The organism is Aeromicrobium sp. CF4.19, from assembly GCF_051262555.1.
GTDB lineage: Bacteria > Actinomycetota > Actinomycetes > Propionibacteriales > Nocardioidaceae > Aeromicrobium.
Genome location: NZ_JBIMEU010000001.1, coordinates 739,365 through 761,103, shown reverse-complemented (window position 1 = coordinate 761,103; position 21,739 = coordinate 739,365). Strand labels below are relative to the sequence as shown.

24 protein-coding genes are annotated in these 21,739 nt (G+C 71.8%); 6 read left to right on the top strand and 18 right to left on the bottom strand.

All coding sequences use genetic code 11. The features are described 5' to 3' along the window. Nucleotides 1-9: 9 nt before the first annotated feature. The 4 genes from ACHAAC_RS03820 to ACHAAC_RS03805 all read right to left on the bottom strand — a co-directional run bounded on the left by ACHAAC_RS03820 (nucleotide 10) and on the right by ACHAAC_RS03805 (nucleotide 2,194). Complete coding sequence (locus ACHAAC_RS03820) at nucleotides 10-330, bottom strand: hypothetical protein (RefSeq protein ID WP_435714605.1); 321 nt, start codon at nucleotides 328-330, stop codon at nucleotides 10-12. A gap of 66 nt (nucleotides 331-396) precedes the next feature. Then, nucleotides 397-1,617 (bottom strand): ArgE/DapE family deacylase, encoded by a 1,221-nt coding sequence (locus ACHAAC_RS03815; protein ID WP_435714604.1) that lies wholly within the window; start codon nucleotides 1,615-1,617, stop codon nucleotides 397-399. 5 nt (nucleotides 1,618-1,622) lie between these two features. Continuing rightward, nucleotides 1,623-1,994 (bottom strand): type II toxin-antitoxin system death-on-curing family toxin, encoded by a 372-nt coding sequence (locus ACHAAC_RS03810; protein ID WP_435714603.1) that lies wholly within the window; start codon nucleotides 1,992-1,994, stop codon nucleotides 1,623-1,625. Beyond that, on the bottom strand, nucleotides 1,991-2,194 hold the full coding sequence (locus tag ACHAAC_RS03805; protein WP_435714602.1) for a CopG family transcriptional regulator: 204 nt from the start codon (nucleotides 2,192-2,194) through the stop codon (nucleotides 1,991-1,993). The genes ACHAAC_RS03810 and ACHAAC_RS03805 overlap by 4 nt, the downstream gene beginning before the upstream one ends. Nucleotides 2,195-2,382: 188 nt before the next feature. Between ACHAAC_RS03805 and ACHAAC_RS03800 the strand changes: the two genes are divergently transcribed. Continuing rightward, on the top strand, nucleotides 2,383-4,272 hold the full coding sequence (locus ACHAAC_RS03800; protein WP_435714601.1) for a chorismate-binding protein: 1,890 nt from the start codon (nucleotides 2,383-2,385) through the stop codon (nucleotides 4,270-4,272). Nucleotides 4,273-4,282: 10 nt separating this feature from the next. On the opposite strand, the gene ACHAAC_RS03795 is transcribed toward ACHAAC_RS03800, so the two are convergent. The 9 genes from ACHAAC_RS03795 to ACHAAC_RS03755 form a co-directional block, all read right to left on the bottom strand. Continuing rightward, complete coding sequence (locus ACHAAC_RS03795; protein WP_435714600.1) at nucleotides 4,283-4,498, bottom strand: DUF2945 domain-containing protein; 216 nt, start codon at nucleotides 4,496-4,498, stop codon at nucleotides 4,283-4,285. 41 nt (nucleotides 4,499-4,539) lie between these two features. Beyond that, nucleotides 4,540-5,457 carry a DMT family transporter gene (locus tag ACHAAC_RS03790; RefSeq protein ID WP_435714599.1) on the bottom strand — a complete coding sequence of 306 codons (918 nt, stop codon included), beginning with the start codon at nucleotides 5,455-5,457 and terminating at the stop codon, nucleotides 4,540-4,542. 109 nt (nucleotides 5,458-5,566) lie between these two features. Further along, nucleotides 5,567-7,123, bottom strand: a complete 1,557-nt coding sequence (locus ACHAAC_RS03785) for a trypsin-like peptidase domain-containing protein (RefSeq protein WP_435714598.1) — start codon at nucleotides 7,121-7,123, stop codon at nucleotides 5,567-5,569. Between the two features lie 72 nt (nucleotides 7,124-7,195). Beyond that, a complete protein-coding gene (locus ACHAAC_RS03780) occupies nucleotides 7,196-8,641 on the bottom strand; it encodes an ATP-binding protein (protein ID WP_435714597.1) in 1,446 nt (481 codons plus the stop codon). Beyond that, complete coding sequence (locus ACHAAC_RS03775) at nucleotides 8,638-9,330, bottom strand: response regulator transcription factor (protein ID WP_435714596.1); 693 nt, start codon at nucleotides 9,328-9,330, stop codon at nucleotides 8,638-8,640. Before ACHAAC_RS03775 ends, ACHAAC_RS03780 begins: the two co-directional genes overlap by 4 nt. 59 nt (nucleotides 9,331-9,389) lie before the next feature. Then, complete coding sequence (locus ACHAAC_RS03770) at nucleotides 9,390-10,265, bottom strand: fructosamine kinase family protein (RefSeq protein WP_435714595.1); 876 nt, start codon at nucleotides 10,263-10,265, stop codon at nucleotides 9,390-9,392. Nucleotides 10,266-10,288: 23 nt separating this feature from the next. Then, nucleotides 10,289-10,792, bottom strand: coding sequence for a low molecular weight protein-tyrosine-phosphatase (locus ACHAAC_RS03765; protein WP_435714594.1), 504 nt, complete (start codon nucleotides 10,790-10,792; stop codon nucleotides 10,289-10,291). Continuing rightward, nucleotides 10,789-11,175 carry a phage holin family protein gene (locus ACHAAC_RS03760; protein WP_435714593.1) on the bottom strand — a complete coding sequence of 129 codons (387 nt, stop codon included), beginning with the start codon at nucleotides 11,173-11,175 and terminating at the stop codon, nucleotides 10,789-10,791. Before ACHAAC_RS03760 ends, ACHAAC_RS03765 begins: the two co-directional genes overlap by 4 nt. A 59-nt stretch (nucleotides 11,176-11,234) precedes the next feature. Further along, nucleotides 11,235-12,203 carry an EamA family transporter gene (locus ACHAAC_RS03755; RefSeq protein WP_435714592.1) on the bottom strand — a complete coding sequence of 323 codons (969 nt, stop codon included), beginning with the start codon at nucleotides 12,201-12,203 and terminating at the stop codon, nucleotides 11,235-11,237. A gap of 97 nt (nucleotides 12,204-12,300) precedes the next feature. Here ACHAAC_RS03755 and ACHAAC_RS03750 point away from each other — a divergent pair, with 97 nt between their 5' ends. From ACHAAC_RS03750 to ACHAAC_RS03735, 4 genes are all read left to right on the top strand, one after another. Continuing rightward, complete coding sequence (locus ACHAAC_RS03750) at nucleotides 12,301-13,362, top strand: histidinol-phosphate transaminase (protein WP_435714591.1); 1,062 nt, start codon at nucleotides 12,301-12,303, stop codon at nucleotides 13,360-13,362. A 177-nt stretch (nucleotides 13,363-13,539) separates the two neighbouring features. Next, entirely contained in the window at nucleotides 13,540-14,673 is a 1,134-nt protein-coding gene (pdhA, locus tag ACHAAC_RS03745; protein ID WP_435714590.1) for a pyruvate dehydrogenase (acetyl-transferring) E1 component subunit alpha, read from the top strand. 76 nt (nucleotides 14,674-14,749) lie between these two features. Next, entirely contained in the window at nucleotides 14,750-15,745 is a 996-nt protein-coding gene (locus ACHAAC_RS03740) for an alpha-ketoacid dehydrogenase subunit beta (protein WP_435714589.1), read from the top strand. A 10-nt stretch (nucleotides 15,746-15,755) separates the two neighbouring features. After that, complete coding sequence (locus ACHAAC_RS03735) at nucleotides 15,756-17,069, top strand: dihydrolipoamide acetyltransferase family protein (protein ID WP_435714588.1); 1,314 nt, start codon at nucleotides 15,756-15,758, stop codon at nucleotides 17,067-17,069. Nucleotides 17,070-17,084: 15 nt separating this feature from the next. On the opposite strand, the gene ACHAAC_RS03730 is transcribed toward ACHAAC_RS03735, so the two are convergent. Continuing rightward, nucleotides 17,085-17,678: a DUF1684 domain-containing protein gene (locus ACHAAC_RS03730; protein ID WP_435714587.1), complete on the bottom strand. Its 594-nt coding sequence runs from the start codon at nucleotides 17,676-17,678 to the stop codon at nucleotides 17,085-17,087. Nucleotides 17,679-17,686: 8 nt separating this feature from the next. Continuing rightward, complete coding sequence (locus tag ACHAAC_RS03725) at nucleotides 17,687-17,941, bottom strand: hypothetical protein (RefSeq protein WP_435714586.1); 255 nt, start codon at nucleotides 17,939-17,941, stop codon at nucleotides 17,687-17,689. Nucleotides 17,942-18,015: 74 nt separating this feature from the next. On the opposite strand from ACHAAC_RS03725, the gene ACHAAC_RS03720 reads away from it, so the two are divergent. Further along, entirely contained in the window at nucleotides 18,016-19,314 is a 1,299-nt protein-coding gene (locus tag ACHAAC_RS03720) for an MFS transporter (protein WP_435714585.1), read from the top strand. A gap of 66 nt (nucleotides 19,315-19,380) precedes the next feature. On the opposite strand, the gene ACHAAC_RS03715 is transcribed toward ACHAAC_RS03720, so the two are convergent. The 3 genes from ACHAAC_RS03715 to ACHAAC_RS03705 all read right to left on the bottom strand — a co-directional run bounded on the left by ACHAAC_RS03715 (nucleotide 19,381) and on the right by ACHAAC_RS03705 (nucleotide 21,737). Next, nucleotides 19,381-19,839 (bottom strand): GNAT family N-acetyltransferase, encoded by a 459-nt coding sequence (locus ACHAAC_RS03715; RefSeq protein WP_435714584.1) that lies wholly within the window; start codon nucleotides 19,837-19,839, stop codon nucleotides 19,381-19,383. A gap of 141 nt (nucleotides 19,840-19,980) precedes the next feature. Beyond that, a complete protein-coding gene (locus ACHAAC_RS03710; RefSeq protein WP_435714583.1) occupies nucleotides 19,981-20,910 on the bottom strand; it encodes an oxidoreductase in 930 nt (309 codons plus the stop codon). Nucleotides 20,911-20,948: 38 nt separating this feature from the next. Then, complete coding sequence (locus ACHAAC_RS03705; protein WP_435714777.1) at nucleotides 20,949-21,737, bottom strand: maleylpyruvate isomerase family mycothiol-dependent enzyme; 789 nt, start codon at nucleotides 21,735-21,737, stop codon at nucleotides 20,949-20,951. Nucleotides 21,738-21,739 lie beyond the last annotated feature (2 nt).

Sequence of the window (21,739 nt, the reverse complement as noted above, 5' to 3'; positions counted from 1 at the left end):
CTCAGGGCGTCACGGTGCGATGTAGCAGAGCCTGACGACGTGGCCCTTGCCGTCGGCCAGCGAGCCGGACCTGATGGTCTGACCGGTGAGGTTGCTGGTCGCCCGGTAGGTGATGGCCCCGTTGTAGGTGAGCGCGGGCGACGTCCGGCGGGACCCCACGACGATCGTGTCGCCCTCGTTGACGGACCCCGAGGAGACCGTGACGGCGAACGGGCAGTAGTTGGCGTAGACGACGCCGCTGGCGGCGCTGGCAGAGGACGCCGTGGCCGCCAGGACCCCAGCCGCCCCGATGATGGCGGACGTCGTCAGTGCGGTCAGTCGATGGCGCATGGGCGCACACCCCCCGGTGCTCGATGTTCCTCGACGGTAGCAGCAGCATCGGTCCGGCAGGGCGGCTCAGCCGCAGATCTCCAGCAGGAGACGGGCGTAGGTCTGGGCGCTGCGCTCGACCTCGTCGATCGGGACGTACTCGTCGACGGCGTGTGCCTGCTCGATGTGGCCCGGGCCGAACTGCAGCGTCGGGATGCCCTGTGCGGCGTACTGGCGCAGGTCCGAGCCGTACGGTGCGCCGATGAGCTCGGGCCGGGGCGCTCCGGTGGACGCGACGGCGTCGGCGACCTGCTCGCCGAAGGCGTGGCCCGGGGGCAACGTCCCGGCGGCGAAACGCCCTCCGGGCCAGCTCACCTGGATCGGGTGCTCGCGCAGCCACGGCTCGTCGAGGTCGGCCATGGCCTGCTCGAAGACGGCCATCGCGACCTCGAAGGACTCCCCGGGCATGACGCCGAAGCGCCCCTCCGCCACGACGAGGTCGGGAACGGTGCTGGCCCAGTCGCCGGCGTGCACGATGCCGATGGAGATCGGCCACGGTCGTTCGCCGAACGGGTGCGGCGGTGCCACGTTGCGTCGCGCGTCGAGAGCCTTCAGCTCGGCGTTCACGCGCTCGAGGAGGTCGAGTGCGCTGAGTCCGCGACCGGCCATGGAGCCGTGCGTGGCGCGACCTCGGATCTCCATCCGGAAGGTCAGGGACCCGGCGTTGGCCGAGACGATCCGCCCGTCGGTCGGCTCGGCGATGAGGCACAGGGCGCCGGTGTGGCCGCGGCGCAGGGTGGCGAACGTGCCGAGGCCGCCGTCCTCCTCCCCGATCACGGTGTGCACCGCGAACGGCCTGGTGAGCTGATCACCCACGGCGCGGACGGCGGCGAGGATGGCCACCACCCCGCCCTTCATGTCGCACACCCCACGGCCGTACCAACGGTCGTCGGCCTCGTGCAGGTACCAGGGGTCGTGCCCGGTCCACCACTCCGTGTCGCCCGGGGGGACGACGTCGAGGTGGCCGTTGAGGATCAGCTCGGGCACGGCGTCCGCGGCCGCACCCTCGGGGCGCCACGTGCCGACGCAGCCCCACGCCTCCTCGCGCTCGACCTCCTCGCCGGGATGGTCCGGGTCGGCGCGCAGGGCGTCGAGGTCGAGCGGCCACAGGTCGACGTCGAGGCCGAGACCCTGCAACGTCGCGGCGCTCCAGCGCTGCACGCTGGCCTCGGACTGGCTTCCGCCGATGCTGTCGTAGCTGACCAGCTGCGCGAGGTCGCGCCGGATCAGGTCGAGGTCAATGTCCACGAGTTTCACGCCCCTCTCAGTGCCGCAGCGATGTCCGACACGTCGGGCAGCTCGCCCGTCGCCACTGCGATGACGAGATCGTAGGCGGGGCCGTCGTCCCCGAGATCGAGCGGTGCTCCGTTGAGGGTGAGGAAGACCGAGACGCAGGCGAATCCGAGCCGCTTGTTGCCGTCGACCAGGCCGTGGTTGAGCACGAGCGACTGCAGCATCGCCGCAGCCTTCTCCTCGAGCGAGTCGTAGGCGTCCCGACCGAAGACCGACGTGCGGGGCCGAGCGAGGGCCGACTCGACGAGCCCGAGGTCGCGGATCTGCGGTGGCTCTCCGAGCACCGACTCGGCGATGCGCAACGCCTCCTCCAAGGTGAGGTGGCGTGTCATTCGCCCAGACGCCGGATGGTGTCGGGGTAGCGGGTGAGGGTGTCCGTGATCGCCAGGTCGAGCGCTCGCTCGTCCTCTGCACGACGTCGTGCCTCTCGGATGGCGCGAAGAGCGGCCTCGTTCTTGCTGATGCCGTGCGCCTGCGCCAGCGCGGCGAGTGCAGCGTCGTCGGCGTCGTCGAGCCTCAGGGTCATGGCCATGCTCCGATGGTATCCCGGTGGTATCAGGTGCTCAAGAGGCTAGGCTGCCTCCATGACAGTCCACGTCAGCACCTGGTGGCGCCTCCCGTAGAGGAGGACTGTCGACGCGACCACGCCCAGACCCCCTCGTCGGAGGTCTGGGCGTTTCGGTGTCCACGCGGCCGACGAGGACCGACGAAGGAAACGACATGACCCTGCTGGACGAGCTGCTCTCCCAGCCCGCGTTCGCGCTCGTGCGCAGCCGCGACGCCGACATCGTCACGCTCATCGGGGGACCCCGCGTGGACGTCGACATGCTGGCCGACGTCCCCCTGTCCGACGGTGGCGCCACCGGCAGGCCGGAGTGGGACTCCCTGGTGCTGGTGCCCTTCGCGCAGGCGCGGGAACGAGGCTTCGAGGCCCACCAGGACGGCACGCCGCTCACCGTCATCGAGGCCCGCGTCCGGCACGAGGTGCCCCTGGACGACCTCCTGGCCATGCTCCCCGACGTGCCGATCGAGCTGGCCGACGCCGGCGGCTTCGAGACGTCCGACGACGAGTACGCCGCCATGACGCGCCGCGTCATCGAGCAGGAGATCGGCCGCGGGGAGGGCGCCAACCTCGTCATCGGCCGGCACTACCGGGCGAAGGTCGCCGACTGGGGCCACGACCGGGCGCTCACCGTCCTGCGCCGTCTGCTCGAGCGCGAGCGTGGCTCGTTCTGGACGTTCTGCGTCTTCACGGGGGACCGGTACCTCGTCGGCGCGAGCCCGGAGCGGCACGTGAGCGTGGAGGCGGGCAACGTCCGCATGAACCCGATCAGCGGCACGTTCCGGCTGCGCGGCCTGGAGACCCATGCGGACCGCACGCGCGAGCTGCTGCGCTTCCTCTCCGACGAGAAGGAGATCTACGAGCTCTTCATGGTCGTGGACGAGGAGCTCAAGATGATGTGCGACATCTGCCACGAGGGCGGCCTCGTGCTCGGCCCCTACCTCAAGCCGATGAGCCACCTCGTGCACACCGAGTACCTCCTCGCCGGTCGCACCGACCGCGACGTCCGCGACGTCCTGCGCGACTCGATGTTCGCCGCCACGGTCACGGGCAGCCCCGTGGAGAACGCCTGCCGGCTGATCAAGCAGTACGAGGAGCACGGCCGTGGGTACTACGCCTCGGTCGCGGCGCTCGTGGGTCGTGACGCCGACGGCGCGCCGATGGTCGACGCGCCCATCCTCATCCGCACCGCCGACGTCGACCTGGAGGGCAACCTCACCGTCACCGCGGGCGCGACGCTCGTGCGTGACTCCGACCCCGTCCACGAGACCACCGAGACGTGGGCCAAGGCGTCGGGAGTGCTGTCGGCCTTCGGGCTGGTCGACGCCGCCCCCACACCGACCGAGGGCATCGACGCCTTCACGCGGGACGACGAGGTCCTCATCGCGCTCGGCTCTCGCAACCAGCGGCTCAGCCAGTTCTGGCTCTCCGACCAGTCAGGAGCCGCCCCCGAGGCGTCGCTGCAGGGCAAGCGGGTGGTCGTCCTGGACGCGGAGGACGACTTCGTCAACATGCTGGCCCACGTGTTCGGCGTGCTCGGCATGACGACCGACGTGGTGCGACACGACTCCGCCCTGCTGCGGGACGAGGGCCCGGCCGCGTTCCAGGACTACGACCTGGTGGTCGTGGGCCCCGGGCCGGGCGACCCGCGCGAGAGCGACGACGCCAAGATCGCCGTCCTCGACCGTGCCGTCACCGAGCTGCTCTCGCGCGAGCAGCCGTTCCTGGCGGTGTGCCTGGGTCACCAGGTGCTGAGCCGTGCTCTGGGCCTGGACCTGGCGTTCAAGGACATCGTGTTCCAGGGCACGCAGTCCCGGCTGTCGGTGCTCGAGCGTCCCGAGACCGTCGGCTTCTACAACACCTTCGTGGCACGTGTCGGCCCCGCCGGACTGCCACCCGGGGTGACGGTGGAGCGCGACGACGCGACGGGCGACGTCCACCACGTGGCCGGTCCGCACTTCCACGGCATCCAGTTCCACGCCGAGTCGATCCTCACGCAGGGCGGCTTCGGGGTGCTGCGGGACCTCGTCCTGGACCTGCTCGACTGACGCGGGGAGGTCAGCCCTTCAGCCTGCGCAGCGCGGCGGCCGCGTGGGCCGCGCGGGCGCCGGTCTTCTCGCTCTCCACGACGTACTTGGGCTCGTCCTCGCTCGCCCGCCACTGCTGCTCGGCGAGCTGGAAGTCCTTGGTCTTCCGCTCGACGACACGCCCCTGGGTGCGTCCCTGAGGCGTCTTCCAACTCACCCGGTCCCCGGTCTGCAGCTCCTTCGTCATGATCCCACGATGCGCCGAGGCGCCGGGCCCCGCACGTCGGCTCAGTGCGGAGCCGGGGCGCGCCGCGGGCGCCAACGGGTGACGGCGACGCCGATCAGGCACAGTGCGCCCCCTGCGAAGGCCAGCGGGGCAGGGACCTCGTCGAGGAGCACCCAGGAGATCGCCGTGGCCACGACGGGGACCAGGTAGGTCGTGGAGGCCACCTGGCCCGAGCTGAGCCGCTTGAGCGCGTAGGCCCACGCAGCGAAGCCGATGGCCGTCGGGAAGACCCCGAGGTAGACCACCCAGGCGATCTCGCCGACCGTGGCCTCGCCCAGCTGCGTCAGCAGTCGCGGCAGGAAGGGCAGGCAGGCGACCGCGCCGATCGTGCAGGCCAGCCAGACCGACATCGCCGGAGTGGTCACGGCGAGGGTCGGCTTCTGCGCGAGCGCACCGATGGCGTAGAGCACGGCGGCTGCGACTCCCAGCAGGACGCCGGTGGTGCTGGCCGTCTCGACGGCGGAGTCCTGGCGCGTGCTCAGGGCGATGAGCACGACGCCCGCGAACGCCACGAGCATGCCGATCATCAACGGGCGGGGAAACCCCTCCTTGAAGATCAGGCCGGCGCCGAGGACGATCAGGATCGGTCCGATGTTGACCACGAGGGCCGTGGTCCCGGCGTCCAAGGTGGTCTCTGCGGCGTTGAGCGCGATGTTGTACAGACCGAACCAGGCGACGCCGTAGAGCACGACGAGGCTGAGGGTGCTGCCCCCGGGGATGCGCTGCCGCCACGGACGCGCGATCACGGTGAGTGCGAGTGCCCCGACCACCAGCCGACCCAGGGAGAGGGGGCCGGGGTCGAAGGCGTCGGCGACGGCTCGGATCCCGACGAACGCCGAGGCCCAGAGCAGGACGACGGTGCCGAGGGCGAGCAACGTCAGGTCGACGCCGACGCTCCGGTCGGCCGTGGGGGCGGTCACGACTCCGAGGCTACGAGGAAGGACTGGTCAAGGCGACGGGGGTTCCGGACGTCCGAGCACGAGATCCCGCCACCGAGCGGTGACGGGACCTCGTGCCGGGAGCGCGGCGTCAGTCGGAGGTGTTGCCGCCGTCGGAGTCCAGCGTGACGTCGACCTGCTGGGACTCACCGTCGCGCTGGAAGGTCAACGTGACCTCGTCACCGGGCCGATAGGCGCGGATCGAGGCGACGAGTGCGTTGGAGCTGCCGACCGGGACGTCGTCGAGGGAGGTGATCACGTCGCCCTGCTGCAGACCTGCCTCCCCGCCGGCGCTCCCGTCGGCGACCTCGACGATCTCGGCACCGATGCCGGTGATCTCGTCGTTGTCGACGGCCGGTCGGACCGTGACGCCGATCTGGGCGTGCTCGACCGTTCGGCCCTCACGCAGCTGCTCAGCGACGCTCTCGGCGAGGTCGACCGGGATGGAGAACCCCAGGCCGATGGACCCGGCCTCGCCACCGGCCGAGGTGCCGGAGCGGATGGCGGAGTTGATGCCCACGACGCGGCCCTCGAGGTCCACGAGAGGGCCGCCGGAGTTGCCGGGGTTGATGGCAGCGTCGGTCTGGACGGCAGGGAAGACGGTGGAGTCGCCGCCGGCGCCGTCGGAAGAAGCCACCGGACGGTTCAGGGCGCTGACGATGCCGCTGGTGACGGTGCTCTCCAGGCCGAACGGCGAGCCGATCGCCACGACCTCCTGGCCGACGGTCAGGTCGTTGGAGGAGCCGAGGGTCGCGGGCTGCAACCCGCTCTTGCCCTCGGCCTTGATCACGGCGAGATCGGTCTTGGGGTCACGCCCGACGATCTCGGCCTCGGCGTTGGTCCCGTCGCTGAACCCGACGGTGATGGTGCCGTCGTCCGCGGCGGCCTCGACGACGTGGTTGTTGGTGAGGATCTCACCGTCGGAGCTGATGATGATCCCGGTGCCGGAGCCCCCGGCGCCTCCGCCGGCCACGTTGATCTGGGTGACGGACGGCAGGACGTTGGCGGCGACCCGCTCGACCTGGCCCTCGGGCGCGGAACCGCCGTCGCCGTCGTCGCCGCCCAGCGAGCTGATCACGCCGGTGCCCCCGTCCGTGCCCCACTGGTCGTAGGCCGCCGCGCCCCCGATGCCGGCGGCGCCGGCGAGCAGGACCAAGGCAAGGACGCCCGCCAGGGCGCGGCCACGGCGCTTCTTGGGCGCGGCCGGCGTCGACGCGGTGCCGGGCGGCTCCTGGCCCCATCCGCCACCGTCTCCGCTGCCACCGGCCGGGACCGCGGCGTAGGCCGTCGTGTGCTCGGACTGCTGGGCGGGGGCGGGTGCCTGCGGGTCGGGGCGGCCGCTGCCGTGCTGCTGCGCGGTCGCCGCCCCAGCGGCGGACCGGTCGGCGTATCGGTGAGAGTGCGACGGGGCCGAGTCGTGCGGCAGCTCCTGCGTCGGTTCGTGCCGGCCCACGTCGGAGCCGGACGGCACCTCCACCGTGGACTCGTGGTCGGGGCTCTGTGGCGTGGTGTCCCGGGGCGCGTCGCCGGTGGCGCCGGGGGAGGTGTCGCCAGAGTCGTGATCGCTCGCGTCCTGCGGCGTGTTCCCCTCCCGACGGTGGGGGGGCACGTACGGCTGGGAGTCGAACGGGTCGTTCTCATGGCTCATGGGACAACATTGTTCCGCATGACTGAGAACGCGCTGAGCGGCACGTGTGACAGGCCGAAGAACCCCGAGATGTCAGTCGTCGAGCGGCCCGTCTCGGCCGGGGATGCTCATCGTGAACATCGTTCCGCCGGACTCGGGGCAGGCGGCCTCCACTGAACCGCCGTGTCGCTCCGCGGCACGCCGCACGATCGAGAGGCCCAAGCCCGACCCGGGCAACGTCCTCGCCTCCGGGGAGCGGTAGAAGCGGTCGAAGACGTGGGGGAGGTCCTCCGCGGCGATGCCCGAGCCCTCGTCGCGCACGGTGAGCTCACCGGCGTGCAGGCGGATCGTCACGGTGCCACCGTCAGGGCTCCACTTCACGGCATTGTCGAGCAGGTTGGTCACGGCCCGCTCGAGCAGGGGTGCCTCCCCGTGCACGATCCACGGCTCGTTCTCGGTGATGATCCGAAGGCCCAGGGCACGGGGCCGGACCCGCTCGACGGCATGGGTCACGACGTCGGCGAGGTCGAGCTCTTCGGGTGCTTGGTTCATCGGCTCGTCGCGCGCGAGCTCCACGAGGTCACCGACGAGCGTCGTCAGCTCCTGCAGCTGCAGCCGGACGTCGGCCATGATCTCGCCACTCTGCTCTGCGGTCAGGGACCGGTCCGGGTTCTCCGACGCCTGGCCGAGCAGCTCGATGTTGGTGCGCAGGCTGGTGAGCGGGGTGCGCAGCTCGTGGCCGGCATCGGCGACGAGCTGGCGCTGTCGCTCCTGCGAGGCCTCCAGCGCCAGCAGCATCTGGTTGAACGACGTCGTGAGCCTGGCCAGCTCGTCGTGCCCGGAGACCTCGATGGGACGCAGCTCGCTGGTCCGTGCGACCCGCTCCGTGGCGGCGGTGAGCCGGCGGACGGGCCGCAGCCCGTTGGCGGCGACGACCCACCCGGCGAGACCGGCCACGAGGATGCCGGCGGCCGACGTCATGACGAGCACGAGCTGGAGCCGGTCCAGCGACCGCTGGGTCGACTCCATCGACTGCGCGAGCACGAGAGCCTGCCCGGGACCGGCCTGCACGGCGACGACGCGCCACGGCTCGTCGTCGATCGTCGTGGTGCGGCGCGAGCTCTGGGCCTCGCCGATGGAGACGGCGATCTCGCGGCGGTCGTACGGGAAGTCGGCGTCGGCGCGACGGGTGAAGACCTGTCCGCCCTCCACGGCGATGAAACGGATCCCGAACGCCGAGAGCAGGTCGGCGTCTTCCTCGTTCATCGCACCGGGGCTGTAGCCCGCGCTGACGGCGGCCTCGGCGCGCTTGAGGAGCGTGTCGTCCAAAGCGTCCTGCAGCTCGGCGCGCACTGTCACGTAGATGACGGCGCTGGCCACCGTGAGGACGGCGGCGACGGCGCCGGTCGTGAGGAGGGCGACACGCAGCGCGAGGGATGCCCGTGCGGTCCAGGGGTGGATGGTGCGACGCGCCGCCTCCAACGCTGCCCCCACGGGGGCCGAGCGGCCGCGGGCCTGCGTGCCTTCCGCATCGCTCACGGCGGGGTCTCGCGCAGCACGTAGCCCACGCCACGCACGGTGTGCAGCAGACGGTCCTCCCCCTCGGCCTCGAGCTTGCGGCGCACGTACCCGACGTAGACCTCCAGGGAGTTGGCGGTGGTGGGGAAGTCGAACCCCCACACCTCCTCGAGGATGAAGGACCGCTCGAGCACACGCTTGGGGCGCTGCATGAACAGCTCCAGCAGGGCGAACTCGGTACGGGTCAGGGAGATGGAGCGCTCGCCGCGGGTGACCTCCCGCGTCACGGGATCGAGGGTGAGGTCCGCGAACGACAGGGGTGCCTCGTCGGCCTCGATCTCGGCCCGCCGCGTGGACCGGCGCAGCAGGGCGCGGACGCGAGCCAGCAGCTCGTTGAGGGCGAACGGCTTGGTCAGGTAGTCGTCCGCTCCGGCATCGAGACCGTCGACCCGGTCCGAGACCGCGTCTCGGGCCGTGAGCACGAGGATCGGGACGTCGTTGCCCGCGCTGCGCAGAGCCCGTGTCGCCTCCAGGCCGTCCAGCCGCGGCATCATGACGTCCATGACGATGACGTCGGGGTCGATGCGGGGCACCTTGGCCAGCGCCTCGGCGCCGTCGGAGGCCAGCTCGACGGTGTAGCCGTTGAACTCCAGGGAGCGGCGCAGGGAGTCGCGCACGGCTCGATCATCGTCGACCACCAGGATCCGCATGACCCCAGTGTGCCCAACCCGCCTGAACTGGTGCTGAAGCCCGGCCGGGAACGACGGCGTCAGTCGTCCCGGGGCTGCAGCGCGGCCTGTGCCGCGGCGGTGGCACGCGAGCCATAGCTGCCCCCGAACATGACCGCGTGCACCAGCAGCGGGTGCAGCTGGTGCAGCGGGACGCGACGCCGCCAGCCGTCGGCGAGGGGCGCGGCCTCCTGGTACGCGTCCAGGATGCGCTGCAGGTGCGGTGCGCCGAACAGCGCGAGCATGGCGAGGTCGGTCTCCCGGTGCCCGCCGTGGGCCGCGGGGTCGATGATCCAGGCCCGACCCTCGGTGGACCAGACGACGTTCCCGGACCACAGGTCGCCGTGCAGGCGGGAGACGGGTTCCTGCGGTCCGGCGATGTCGTGGATGCGGCGCATCGTCGCCTCGATCGTGCCGGCCTGCTCGACGGTCAGGGCCTTGCGGTCCAGGGCGGCGCGGACGTAGGGCATCACGCGGCGGGAGGCGTAGAACTCCGGCCAAGTCTCCAGTGGCCGGTTCGGCAGTGGAGCCATGCCGATGTAGCCGTCGTCAGCGGCGCCGAAGGTCGGTGCTCCGGCCCCGTGCGTGGTGGCCAGGCCGCGGCCGAGCTGCTCGGCCGCCTCCGACGTCGGCTTGCCCGGCTCCACCCACGACAGCACGAGGCACTCGTCGTCGACCCCGAGCACCTCGGGGACCGGTGCGCCGCCGGCCTCTCGCAGCCAGGCCAGCCCCTCGGCCTCGCGGCGGAAGAAGCCCGCCGGGGCCTGCGGTCGGGTCTTGATGACGGCGTTGCGCCCATCGCTGAGGCGCAGTCGCGTGGCCGTGCAGATGTCGCCACCGGCCACGGGGGTCGTGGAGACGACGCCGTGGCCGATGAGCGCTTCGGCGCGTGCCGCCGTGCCTGCCATGCGAGCCATGTGGGCAGGTTACCGGGCGGGGGTCAGCGGTCGCGGTCGGTCCGCAGACCGTCGACCTGCTGGACGATCGCGTCGACCGTGCGCTCGATCATCGTGAGGACCTCCTCGAACCCGTCCTCCGAGCCGTACCAGGGGTCCGGCACCTCCTGGTCACCCTCGGTGGCCACGGGGTCGAAGGACCGGAACATCCGGAGCTGTCGCTGCTCGTCGACCGTCGGCGCGGCCTCCGCCATGTCGGCGTGGTTGGCGGCGTCCATCGCCAGCAGGAGGTCGTGGTCGGCGTACCAGTCGCGATCGAAGGTCCGGGCGCGGTGTCGGCTCGGGTCGTAGCCGGCGGCCGAGAGCGTCGTCGCGGCACGGGGGTCCATCGGCTCGCCACGGTGCCATCCGCCCGTGCCGGCCGAGGTGACCTCCACCTCGCCGTCCAGCCCGGCGGAGCGCAGCCGGTCCTCGAGCACGACGTGGGCCATCGGCGAGCGGCAGATGTTGCCCAGGCAGACGAGGCCGATGCGGTAGGGCTCGCTCACCGCTTGTCCCCGGCGAAGGCGCCGAGCACGGCGTTCACGATCGAGATGATGATCGCCGCGGCCACGGCCCACCAGAAGCCGTTCACCATGAACTCCCAGCCGATGGCGTCGGCGATCCGCTCCGTGAGCAGCAGCATGAGGGCGTTGATGACGAGCAGGGCGAGCCCGAGCGTCAGGATGATGAAGGGCAGCGAGAGGAACTTGACGATGGGCGCCACGACCTGGTTGATGACGGTGAAGACCGCCGCCACGGCTGCCAGGGTCAGGAGGCGCTCGTCGGTGGGGTCGGTGCCGTCGCCGATGCTCATCTGCTCGCCGAGCAGCCACGCGGCCGTGGCGAGCGCAGCGGCGTTCAGCACCCACGCGGTGAGGAGTCGGATCATGGCGTCATCCTCTCAGGCACCGCAGCGCGGCGGCGAAGGCCGCGGAACACGTTCCGGCCTCACGTGGTCGGGGGCAGGGCCGGGTCGATGACCCTGCGCCGAGCCGTCTGCGCGAGCACGATGCCCGCGAGCACCGCGAGCACACCGCCCACCTGCAGGGGGGAGAGGGACTCCGAGAACCAGGCCCAGCCCACGATCGTCGCCACCACCGGCTCGAGCATCGCCACGACGCTGACCACGACGGCCGGCAGCGCCCGGAGGGCGAGCAGCAGCAGGAAGAACGGTGCCACGGTGCCCAGCACGATGGTGGCGGTCATGGCCGACCACGCCGGCACGGAGAACGCGTCCAGACGACCCAGCATCGACGCCTGGACGCCCAGCTCGGTGGCGGTCCACGCCGGTCGCACGACGGTCATGAGGACGGCGGCGGCCACGAGTGCCCAGACGAAGTAGCGCAGCGGCTCGGCCGAGACCCGGCCGTCCTCGCCGAGGAGGAAGTAGGCGGCGAGGCACACGGCGGCACCGAGCGCCATGACCACGCCGAGCCCGTCGAAGGCCAGTCCGCTCCACACCTGCCCGACGACGGCGAGTCCCACGAGGGTCAGCAGCAGCGCGGGCCACACCCGCCGGTGCACCGGCTCGCGGCGGCCGAACCGCACCCACAGCACCACGAGGACCGGCCCGGTGTACTCCAGCAGCAGGGCGATGCCCAGCGGGAGGCGGTCGATCGCGACGTTGTACAGGCCCTGCAGACCGACGATGCCCACGACGCCGAGTCCCACGACGAGCGGCACCTCGCGCCAGGAGGGGGGCCGCAGGGCGGTGCGGTCCACGACGAGGGCGATGAGCACGACGAGCACCATGGCCCCCGTGATGCGCACCGACGTGAACGTGGTGACGTCGGTGCCCGAGCGCAGCGGGACGCGGGTCATCCCGGCATTGATGCCGAAGAGAACCGCCGCCGTGAGCGCCAGCACGTAGCCGATGACGGGCGAGCGGTTGCTGTGCTGCGATTCGACGGCGGCCACGACGGCATCCTGCCGCACCCTCACCGCGTCGGCAGGAGCGGCGGGGCCCAGTCCGTCGGCTGAGCCGCGGACACCGGTGCGTGGTTACCCTCGGACGGTGCCAGCTCCCGAACCCCGTCCCGCCCTCGCGGGCATCCCCGTCTACCGGGCCGGTCGTCCCGCGGGCAGCGACGACCTCAAGCTCTCCAGCAACGAGAACCCCTACCCGCCCCTGCCGGGGGTCATGGAGCGCGCTGCCGCGACGCTCGGTCGGATGAACCGGTACCCGGACGCCGGGGTCACGGACCTGTACGAGGCGCTGGCCCGCACGACGGGACTGGCGGCGGATCGCTTCGCCGCGGGCACGGGCTCGGTCTCGGTGCTCTTCTCGCTCATGACGGCGTACTGCGGTCCCGGCGACGAGGTCGTCCTGCCGTGGCGGTCCTTCGAGGCCTACCCCATCGCCATCGCCGCGGCGGGCGCCACGGCCGTTCCCGTCCCGCTGCGCGCCGACGCCACCCACGACCTCGACGCGATGGCTGCGGCCGTCACGGAACGCACCCGCGTCGTGCTGGTCTGCACGCCCAACAACCCGACCGGTCCCGTGGTGACGCAGGCCGAGCTCGAGCGGTTCGTCGCGGCGGTCGCGGACCACGTGCTCGTGGTGGTCGACGAGGCGTACGTCGAGTTCGTCCGCCGTGACGATGCCGCGACCGGTCTCTCCTTCCTGGCGGCCGGCCGGCAGAACGTCGTCGTGCTGCGGACGTTCTCCAAGGCCTTCGGTCTGGCCGGGTTGCGCGTCGGGTACGCGATCGCCGACGTCCTGGTCGCCGAGGCCGTGCGCAAGGTGACGCCGCCGTTCGGCGTGACGGACCTCGCGCAGGCCGCCGCCGTGGCCTCCCTGGAGGCCGCCGACGAGCTGGGGGAGCGCGTCGAGGCCGTCGTGACCGGGCGGATCGCGCTGCTGGAGGGCCTGCGGGCCCAGGGCTGGGAGGTCCCGGACAGCCAGGCCAACTTCGTCTGGCTGCCCCTCGGACCCGATGCTCATCTGCTCGCCGAGCGCGTCCACCCCGTCTCTGTCCGGCCGTTCGCCGGGGAGGGAGTGCGGGTCAGCGTCGGGACGCCTGAGGCCTGCGACCGCTTCCTCGACCTCGCGGCACGCTGGCTGACGGGCCGCTGAGCCCGGACCCGGGCGGCCCCCATCGTGGCGGGCTGGCTCGGGGGCGCCCGGTCGTCTACGCTGGGTGCAGGTGTGATGCCAGTCACGCCCGTGTCGACATCGGCCGCCACCCATGGCCCGCGTCGGCACTGACGCCATCGGCGCGGTGATCCCGCAGCCGGTCGACCGAGGAGCAGCATGCCCGTTCCCTCCACCGCTCACCCGACGGACGATCCCGCCATCGTCCAGCTCCTGACGCCGGACGGGGTCCGCGTCGAGCATCCTGACTACGCCTTCGCCGGCGACGACGAGTCGATCCGCGCCCTGTACCGCGACCTCGTCCTGGTCCGCCGCATCGATGCCGAGGCCACTGCCCTCCAGCGCCATGGTGAGCTCGGGCTCTGGGCGCCGTGCCTGGGCCAGGAGGCCGCGCAGGTCGGCTCCGCGCGAGCCTTGGGCACGAGCGACTTCGCCTTCCCGACCTACCGTGAGCACGGCGTCGCGTGGTGCCGTGGCATCGACCCGGCCAAGCTGCTCGGCCTGTTCCGCGGGGTGGAGCTCGGGGGGTGGGACCCCGCGCAGACCGGCATGGCTCTGTACAGCATCGTCATCGGTGCTCAGACCCTGCACGCCACGGGCTACGCCATGGGCCTGACGCTCGACGGGCAGGTCGGCCACAGCGCCGACGAGGGAGGGGACGAGCGCGACGGCGCCGTGATCGCGTACTTCGGCGACGGTGCCACGAGCCAGGGCGACGTCAACGAGGCCTTCATCTGGGCGGCGTCGTTCTCGGCTCCGGTCGTGTTCTTCTGCCAGAACAACCACTGGGCCATCTCGGTGCCGCTGGAGCGGCAGACCCGCGTCCCGCTGGTGCAGCGCGCCTCGGGCTTCGGCTTCGAGGGCGTGCGTGTGGACGGCAACGACGTCCTCGCCGTCAAGGCCGTCACCGAGGCGGCGCTGCAGCGGGCCCGGGCCGGCCAGGGACCGATGCTCATCGAGGCGGTCACCTACCGCATGGGCGCCCACACGACCTCCGACGACCCCGGCCGCTACCGCGACCCCGCGGAGGTGGAGATGTGGCGTGGCCGCGACCCGCTGGCCCGCGTCGAGTCGCTGCTGCGCGCCGGTGGCACGCCGGAGGCGTTCTTCACCGACCTGGCCGAGGAGGCCGAGCACCTGGGCGAGCACCTGCGTGCCGCGTGCCACGCCCTGCCCGAGCCGGACCTCGCCGAGCTCTTCTCCCTCGTGCACGCCGACCAGACACCAGAGCTCGCGACGCAGCGAGCGGAGTACGTCAGCTATCGCGAGTCGTTCGAGGGGAGCCCGGCATGAGCGAGCGCCAGCGAGTGAACAAGGAAGATCTCATGCGAGCACGTTCCTACGGTGGTTTTTCGAAGGACGTGATCGCATGAGCCCCCACAGCAGCACCGCACCCGGCACCACGGCCAGCATCGCCAAGGCGATCAACGCCGGACTGCGGTCCGCGCTGGAGGGCGACGACCACGTGCTCGTCATGGGCGAGGACGTCGGTCCCCTGGGCGGCGTCTTCCGCGTCACCGACGGGCTGCAGAAGGACTTCGGCGTCCACCGCGTCATCGACACGCCGCTGGGCGAGTCGGGCATCGTCGGGGCCGCTGTCGGCCTGGCCTACCGCGGGTACCGACCCGTGGTGGAGATCCAGTTCGACGGCTTCGTCTACCCCGCGTACGACCAGATCGTCAGCCAGGTGGCCAAGCTGCACTTCCGCAGCGGCGGACTCGTGAAGATGCCGATGGTCATCCGGATCCCGTTCGGGGGTGGCATCGGGGCCGTCGAGCACCACTCGGAGAGCCCGGAGGCGCAGTTCGCCCTCACGGCCGGGCTGAAGGTCGTGTCCCCGTCCACCGCCCACGACGCCTACTGGATGATCCAGCAGGCCATCGAGTCCGACGACCCGGTCGTCTTCATGGAGCCCAAGCGGCGCTACTGGGACGCCAGCGAGATCGGCCCCGAGCCGCACCCCCTGCACGCCTCCCGCGTCGTGCGGTCCGGCTCGGACGCCACCCTGCTCGCGTACGGGCCGATGGTGCGCACGTGCCTGGAGTCGGCCGAGGCGGCCACGGAGGACGGCCTGGACCTGGAGGTCATCGACCTGCGGACGCTCTCGCCCCTGGACCTGGAGCCCGTGCACGAGTCCGTGCGTCGGACGGGACGGGTGATCGTCGTCCACGAGGCCGCGCGCACGCTCGGCCTCGGGGCAGAGATCGCTGCGCGGGTGCAGGAGGAGTGCTTCCACTCGCTGGAGGCGCCCGTGCTGCGCGTCACCGGCTACGACCTGCCCTACCCGCCCAGTCGGGTCGAGGAGGAGTTCCTGCCGGACCTCGACCGGGTGCTCGACGCCGTCGACCGCTCGATGGCGTTCTGAGGAGGTGGCGATGAGCGAGTTCAAGCTGCCCGACGTGGGCGAGGGCCTCACCGAGGCCGAGATCGTGACGTGGCACGTCGCCGTGGGCGATGAGATCACCGTCAACCAGACCATCGTGGACATCGAGACGGCCAAGTCCGTCGTGGAGCTGCCGAGCCCCTACGCGGGGACCGTGTCGGCCATCCACGTCGACGAGGGGGCCACGGTGCCCGTCGGCACCCCGATCATCGCGATCGGTGCGTCGTCCGCCGACCCGGACGACGCGGGCGATGAGTCGCAGGCCGAGCCCAAGGCCGAGCGCCAGAGCGTCCTCGTGGGCTACGGCCCACGGACCGGGGTGAGCACACGCCGACGTCGGCGGACGGGTCAGGCCGACGCCGCCACGTCGCAGGCGGAGGCCGAGCCGGAGACCGTGGCGGAGGTCGACCCGCCGTCCCCGACAGTGAGCACCGAACCTCGACCGGTGCGGGCGCTGGCCAAGCCACCGGTGCGCAAGCTGGCCAAGGACCACGGCATCGACCTCGCGGCGGTTCCGTGCGACGGACCGATCGTCACCCGATCCGACGTGGAGGCCTTCATCGAGGGTCGCCAGCAGCCTGCCGCGGTCGCGGCGCCGGCCACCACCGGCGACGTGCGGATCCCCGTCAAGGGGGTGCGCAAGATGACGGCCGAGGCCATGGTCGCCTCGGCGTTCACCGCGCCACACGTCACGGAGTGGGTCACGCTCGACGTCTCGGCCACGATGGCCCTGGTGGAGCGGCTGAAGACGGACCGCGCGTTCGCCGATGTCAAGGTGTCGCCGACGCTCGTCGTCGCCCGGGCCGTGTGCCTGGCGCTGCGCCGGACCCCGGAGATGAACGCGACCTGGGACGAGCCCGCGCGCGAGATCGTCGTGAAGGCCGACGTCAACCTCGGCATCGCCGCGGCGACGGACCGAGGCCTCGTCGTGCCCAACATCCCCGCCGCGCAGACGATGTCCCTGCACGCGCTGGCGCAGGCGCTCGGTGAGCTGACGGCCACCGCCCGCGCCGGCCGGACGCAGCCGGCCCAGATGAGCGGTGGGACGTTCACGATCACCAACATCGGCGTGTTCGGCGTCGACGCGGGCACGCCGATCCTCAATCCGGGGGAGTCGGGGATCCTGGCGCTCGGCGCCATCGAGCGTCGGCCGTGGGTGGACGAGGACGACCTGGTCGTGCCGCGCTGGGTGACGACGCTCGCGCTGAGCTTCGACCATCGCGTCGTCGACGGCGAGCAGGGCTCCCGCTTTCTCGCCGACGTCGCCGCCATCCTGCGGGACCCGGCGCTGGCCCTCACCTTCTGAGGCCGACCTCCCCGGTCAGGGCATGCGTTCGCCGGCCTCGACCGGGGTGGCGATGGTGTTGCCCGGTGCGGCGAGCGGGCAGCGCCAGCGGTCGTCGTAGCGACACGACGGGTGGTAGGCGAAGTTCAGGTCCAGCACCAGCTGGTCGGCCTCGCCCCCGAGCCATGCTCCCTTGGCCGTGTCGAGCACGTAGCGTCCGGCGCCGTAGGAGCCCCGGCCGGCGGTCCCGTCCTTCAGTGGCACGAACAGCCCGCCGCCGTACTGCACGAGCGACCACACGTCGAGCGTCTCCTGCGTGGGCAGCGTGACGCGGCCGATGCGCTGCATCGCGAGCACCCCGGTGTCGGCCGTCTCGAGCTCACGATCCTCCGCCTCGGCCTCATCCACCGCGACGCGGAGCCGCCAGGCCGGGTCGTAGGCCCAGAACGGGAGTCCGGTCTCGCGCAGCAGGTCGCGTGCGGGCAGCGGTGAGTGTGGGTGGGTGCGGAAGAGCTGGTCGCGTCCGGCCCGCCACGTGGCGTGGCCGCGCTCGGGATCGGCGTCGGCGCGCACCGACGCATAGAGGTCGCTGACGCGCGCCCGCCAGTCGGCGAGATCGGTGTGACTCATGCGAAGGATCAGCGGGAGTAGGTGAACGACCCGGTCCACTGCCCCTTGATGTATTGCGAAGGGCTGCACGGAGTGGTCGATCCGATCACCCAGCCCTGGGCGACCAGGCCTCCCGCCGATCGCTTGAGCTGAGCGTTGCACTCGGTCTGGCTGCCACCGTGTGAGTGCCACAGGCGCGCGGAGGCCTGGGCCGGAAGCGCCGAGGTCAGCAGAAGGACGAGGGTGACGATGCCCGCCGCGGCGGGCCGGATGAGCGTGCGCATGCCTCAAACCTCTCACGTCAGCGTCACGGACGCCCCGGGACACGGGTGGGCGGGCCGCCTGCTTCACTGAACGAGTGAGCACGTTCGCGCCGGTCCCGCGTCGGGCCCTGCGCATCTGGCTCGTGGGACTCGCCGTGTACTTCCTCGCCGTGTTCCACCGCTCGTCACTCGCCGTGGCCGGGCTGGAGGCCACGGACCGGTTCGGCATCACCGCCGCCCAGCTGTCGTCGTTCGTGATGCTGCAGCTGGTGGTCTACGCCGGGATGCAGATTCCCGTCGGCCTCATGCTGGACCGCTTCGGCTCCCGGCGGATCCTGACGATCGGCACCATCGTGCTCGTGCTCTCCCAGGGCGCCTTCGCGCTCGCCGACTCCTACGGAGTCGCCCTGGCGGCCCGCGTCTTCGTGGGCCTGGGCGACGCGATGACCTTCGTGTGCGTGCTGCGCCTGGTCAACACCTGGTTCCCGCCTCGGCGCATCCCGCTCGTCACGCAGATGACCGGCGTCACCGGCCAGCTCGGGGCGATCGTCGCGGCCATCCCGATGACCTGGGCCCTGGCCGAGCTCGGCTGGACCCCCACGTACCTGGTCGCGGCCGGCCTGGGCATCGTGCTGCTGGTGGCACTGGTCCTGGTGGTCCACGATGCGCCGGAGCAGCGCCGGATGCTCGGACCGGCGCTCTCCTGGACGGTCGTGCGCAGCAGCCTGGCGGAGTCGTGGCGCCACCCTGGCACGCGCCTGGGCTTCTGGACGCACTTCACCACGCAGTTCAGCGCGACGACGCTGAGCCTGCTGTGGGGCTACCCGTACTTCGTGCGGGGAGAGGGCCGCACCCCGGCCGAGGCGGGACTGCTCCTGACCGTGCTGGTGGTGGCGGTGATGGCCGCGGGGCCCCTGCTGGCGCTGTTCATCACCAGGCAGCCTTGGCACCGCTCAGATCTCGTGCTCGGCATCCTCGGGGCGATCGTCGTGGTCTGGACGGTCGTCCTGGCGTGGCCGGGGCCTGCGCCGATGGGGCTGCTCGTGGTGCTGGTCGTCGTCGTCGGCGTGGGCGGGCCGGCGTCGATGATCGGCTTCGACTTCGGGCGGAGCTTCAATCCCGCTCACCGGCTGGGCACTGCCACCGGCATCATCAACCAGGGTGGTTTCATCGCCTCGTTGCTGCTGGTGATCGCGATCGGCATCGTGCTGGACTGGCGCACCCCGGGCTCCAGCGCTGCCTACACTCCCGAGGCCTTCGTGTGGGCGATGGCTGTGCAGTACGTGCTGTGGAGCGTGGGGATCGTCCAGATCTGGCGGCTGCGGCGCAGGACCCGCGCCAAGCTGCTGGCCGAGGACCCCGAGGCCCGGCGCCGGATGCAGGAGCTCGGCTGACCCCCGACGCGAAGAACCCCGCCGCCTGACGGGCAGGGGCGGGGTTCGTCGGGTGGTGGGGTGCGATCAGTCGGCGGGGCGGACGAACATGATGTTCGTGGTGCCGCCGTGCTCGAGCTCGCCGACCGGCTCGAAGCCGCGGCCCTCGTGGAAGGCCAACGAACCGTCGTTGTGGTCGTAGACCTCCAGCGCCACGGGCTTCTCGCCCTCGATCTCCTCGTACAGGCGCGAGGCGACGCCCTGGCGGCGGTGGGTCTCGGCGACGACGATCCGGTCGAGGTACACGTAGTCCTTCAGGCGTGACTCGAACCAGTCGTAGCGGCTGGACTCGTACACCGCGCCCGTGGGCAGCGTGATGACGAATCCGGCGATGTCGCCGTCGTCCTCGAGCACGAGGGCCTGGTCGGCCTCCTCGACGAGGTGGCTCAGGCTCTCGTGGTCGAGTGGCCCGACCCCTTCGAGAGCGTTCTGGTTGATGTCGATCACCGTGTCGAGGTCGTCGCGCTCGATCTGGCGGAGGGTCATCTGGTCAGCAGGGCTTGTCATCACTGGGCTCATCGGCGTCTATGTTACGTCAACCTGGGTCCGCTGGCTAATCGAACACCGTGGGCCGAGGAAATCGAACACGTGGATGAGGTCGTGCTGGACGACCGGACCCGTGCCGCGTCAGACCGAGAAGTCCACGGCGACCGCGGCCTCCGACGCGGTCCAGAGGGTCGCGCCGAGGTGCTCGTCGCGGGCCGCGCGTGTCATGCCGACGGGGACGGGCCGCCCGCGGGTGCCACCGAGGCTGGCCGGGCCGACGTACTCACCACCCGTCAAAGTGGGGTCGGTGGCGGCCCGCTCCAGCGGCCAGGCGCCGTGCGCCGCCGACTGCGAGACGATCTTGCTGACCTGCGCGAAGGCGCTCCCGGCGAAGGGGCTGCCCATGCCGACCCCGGTCTTCTGCAGGTTGGTCGAGGACAGCCCGGGGTGGGCGGCCACGCTGACGACGTCGAGCCCGGCGGCCTTGACGCGTCGGTCGAGCTCGAGGGCGAAGACCAGGTTGGCGAGCTTGGACTCGCCGTAGGACTGCCACCGCCGGTAGCGCCGCGGGGAGCCCGCGACGGTGAGTGAGGCCAGGTCGATGTCCCGGGCCGCGCTGTGGGCCAGGGAGGCGACGGAGACGACCCGAGCGCCCGAGGCGCGCAGCGTCGGCCACAGCCCGGCCGTCCAGGCGAAGTGCCCGAGGTGGTTGGTGCCGATCTGCAGCTCGAAGCCGTCGGTCGTCGTGGTGTACGGCGGGACCATGATGCCGGCGTTGTTGACGAGGACGTCGATCCGGTCGTGCCGAGCCGTCAGCTCCTGGGTGGCCCTTCGGACGTCGGCGAGGTCGGCGAGGTCCAGGGCCAGCACCTCCACGTCGACCTCCGGCAGCTCCCGGCGCAGCCGACCCACGGTGTCGTCGGCCTTGCGCGGGTTGCGGGCCGTGACGGTGAGTGCGGCGCCGCGGCGGCCGAGCTCGAGCGCGGTGTGGAACCCGAGCCCGCCCGTGACGCCGGTGATGACGGCACGTCGGCCGTCGAGGTCGGGGATGTCGTCGGTGGACCAGGTCATGCGCCCACGGTAGCGAGGTGGGCGCACCTGCGCCGGACTCAGATCGTGAGCGTCATCGAGGCCAGGACCCGGCGGCCGAGGTCCTCGTCGCCGGTGATCTCCACGTCGACGTCCTCGGGCCGCCTGCGCCCCGCGGCGACGATGCAGAAGGCCTGCGACGACAGCGTGATGGTGCACGTGGGGTGGTCCGGCGCCCCGGAGCGGGCGCGGCCCTCGTCGTCGACGGTGGCGCCGACCTCCAGGGGGATGTCACCCGTGATGTGCCAGTGGACGCTGGTGCCCGGGCCGGGGGCCACCTTCTTGCCCAGCACGAAGGGCATCGCGGCGGCGAAGGTGCGGGCCGTCACCTCGGCGCCGGGCGAGTCCAGGCTCCCGGGCCGGTCCAGGGCGCGGCGCATGTCCTGCTCGTGGCACCACATGTCGATGACACGGTTGCGCAGCAGGGTCTCCCACGTCCAGGGGGCGGCGCCCGGGGTGCGGTCCGCCGGGGTTGACGGGTCCTCGGGCAGCTCTGTCAGGTCGGCGTCGCGGGTGGCGAGGGCCGCCCGCAGCTCGGCGAGGATGTCGCTCGTGCTGTGCGTGCGGCGGGTCTGCACGCCGCCCTCGGTGTACGTGCTGACGACGCCGGAGGCCGTGGCGTCGACCTCGGTGTCGGGCACCTGCCCGGCCAGCACCGCCTCCAGGTGGGCGAGGTGGGCGAGGACGTCGTGCACCGTCCAGCCCGGGAGGTCGGTGGACAGCATCCACTCGTGGTCGGCGACGTCCTCGGCGAGGTCGAGCACGGCCTGGCCACTGTGCCGCCAGGCGTCGACGTAGGTCTGCAGCATGG